Genomic DNA, 1,467 nt, shown 5'->3' with positions numbered 1-1,467 from the left:
GCGGCTCTTCGATTTTGGCCGGGCAATCAGCTGCAAGTCCGGGTTGCGGCCCGCTGTTTGCGGGTGCAGTGGAAGCGTATCCGGCGGGCTGAGTTGGCGGGGTTGCGGAATCCGCAGGCGGCGCGTTTGACCTGTTTGACCAGGCGGTTGTAGCCCTCGGTTCGGGCGTTGGTGATGCCGGTGGTGATGAACGCGTTGATTTCGGGCCACCAGGTGTCGACGGTGCCGGCCAGGGCAGCCAGCTCCGGGATGTTCGAGTCGATGCACCAGGCCAAGAAGCGGTGCAGCCGATGCCGGGTCAGGTGTGGGTCACCGTCGACCTGCACGGTCGACAGCAAGGTGCGTAGTTCCTCCTTGGCGATCCACGCCGACAAGATCTGTCCGCTGGGGTCTTCGTCGACGAGGGCGTTCCACATCGTTGCGAAGCGCTTGTCCGACAGTCGTTCTCGCGCTGTCAGCAGTCGGCGCCGGTTCGCCCATTCCGGGTCGGTCTTGCGGCCACGGCGATCACGCAGATCCCACGTGACCCGGCGGCGCACCTTGGTCACCGCATCGTTGGCGAGTTTCACCAGATGAAAGTGGTCGATCACGATCGTGGCGTTGGGCAACAGACCTGGCGTGCGAATCGCCTTGGCGTAGACCGCAGCCGGGTCAATCGCCACGAACTCGATGCCCTCACGAAACGCCGAGCTACGTTCGGACAGCCAATCGATCACCGCAGCACTGGTGCGGCCCTCACGTTGGCCCAACAGGCCCTGATCGCCGGACAGATCGACGAAACCGGTGTCCCACTGATCAATCCGTTCCCAGCGGCCCGTGACGGCGCAGCGCCGCCAGCGGGGCTTGCCCCGGCGGGTCTCATCGATGCCGATGACCCGTACTGGTGCCGGTTCGGTCAGCAGTGCGCTGGCGTGAGCGACGAACGCCCGGTGCGCGGTCGGCCACGAGACGCCATGAGCGTCGGCGACCTCGGCCACCGCCCGGCCGGCGTCGCCGATCGCTGCCCCGACCTGCGTGCGTAGCCGCGTCGTGGTGCGGGCGCGGGGCGGGACTGCGGCGATGGCCTCGGTGAACGAGGACTTCGCGCAGTAGTCCTCCCGGCAACGCCAGCGGGTCTTGTGCCAGCGGACCACGATGCCGTCGTGACCATAGGGAATGTCCTTCGGCGAGGTCATCGTGCGCTCCTTGACCGAGCGTGAAACCACCCCGCAGCCCGGGCAGGCCGCTGCCGCCTCGTCGGCGGTGACCACGTGCACCACCCGAGTCCCATCGGCGTGCTGCTCAACACGCTGCACCCGCAATCCTGGCAGCCCAAACAACAATGTCGTACCGTCTGTCACGGCCCTTGGTTCCTTCTTCCGTCCGAAAGTGTCGCAACCTTCAGACTTCGGAAGACCAAGGGCCTCCCATGCAACGACACGCCCTATGAGAGCGAAATCACAACTGCCCGTTTAAAATTCAAGAGCC

General features: G+C 65.6%; 1 protein-coding gene. It reads right to left on the bottom strand.

Annotated elements, in window-relative coordinates:
- Nucleotides 1–26: 26 nt before the first annotated feature.
- Nucleotides 27–1,295, bottom strand: coding sequence for an ISL3 family transposase (locus tag BST28_RS22885; RefSeq protein WP_234808395.1), 1,269 nt, complete (start codon nt 1,293–1,295; stop codon nt 27–29).
- Nucleotides 1,296–1,467: the final 172 nt, after the last annotated feature.

This window comes from Mycolicibacter kumamotonensis (assembly GCF_002086285.1).
Lineage (GTDB): Bacteria > Actinomycetota > Actinomycetes > Mycobacteriales > Mycobacteriaceae > Mycobacterium > Mycobacterium kumamotonense.
This window is presented reverse-complemented; position numbering and strand designations above follow the sequence as displayed.